At 44.3% G+C, this 697-nt stretch carries 2 protein-coding genes; both read left to right on the top strand.

Features of this window, described 5'->3' with window-relative positions:
• Positions 1-124: 124 nt before the first annotated feature.
• On the top strand, positions 125-427 hold the full coding sequence (locus tag R7O13_RS27170; protein WP_005463048.1) for a PTS fructose transporter subunit IIB: 303 nt from the start codon (positions 125-127) through the stop codon (positions 425-427).
• Positions 428-435: 8 nt separating this feature from the next.
• The coding region (locus R7O13_RS27165; protein ID WP_412125738.1) for an HPr family phosphocarrier protein at positions 436-697 on the top strand (262 nt) is incomplete at its 3' end.

Raw genomic sequence — 697 nt, 5'->3', positions numbered from 1 at the left:
GCATTAACTGGATTAATGTAACATGAGATTCAAACTGTGATAGAGCTCTTGCGTTAATCCAGCTCAAATCAATTCAATCTGCGGTTGCTGTGTTAATATCCACAAAAAATAAAATGGATAGAACATGAAAATCGTAGCGGTGACAGCATGCCCTACAGGCATCGCTCATACTTATATGGCGGCAGATGCACTAATGAAAGCTGCGCCAAAACATAACGTGCAAATTAAAGTAGAAACGCAAGGTGCGATGGGGATAGAAAATCAGCTCACTCCGCACGATATCGCTCAAGCGGATCGGGTTTTGATTGTGTCAGATATTGAGATAGAACAACCTGGCCGATTCGAAGGGACGCGCAAAATTCAAATCCCCATTGAAGAGGTTTTGCTGAACGTCGACAAAGTATTCCTCGTCCACTGCCGCGACTAGATTTGCAGATGAACGAATACCAAATCACCTTTTTCGTCGATAATGCAAATGCCAGTGCGCACCTTGCTCAGCCACTCAATCGAGTGGCAAAGAAGTTCAAAAGTACCTTACATATCATTACTGTAACGCAAAATCGTGTTGCGGAACTCACCAAGTCCGTGGGGATTTTGCAACCAGGTCCACAACAAGGTGATTTGTGTCAAATGACAGCGATTGGCATTGACGCAGAGCTGGCCTGCTTCGTCATCAAAGACATGATTGCTGAACACT

The organism is Vibrio sp. Y176, from assembly GCF_033438945.1.
This window is presented reverse-complemented; position numbering and strand designations above follow the sequence as displayed.

Bases quoted from the DNA above. Each gene is read 5' to 3' on its own strand.
- R7O13_RS27170 (WP_005463048.1), top strand. From the start codon at position 125: ATGAAAATCGTAGCGGTGACAGCATGCCCTACAGGCATCGCTCATACT.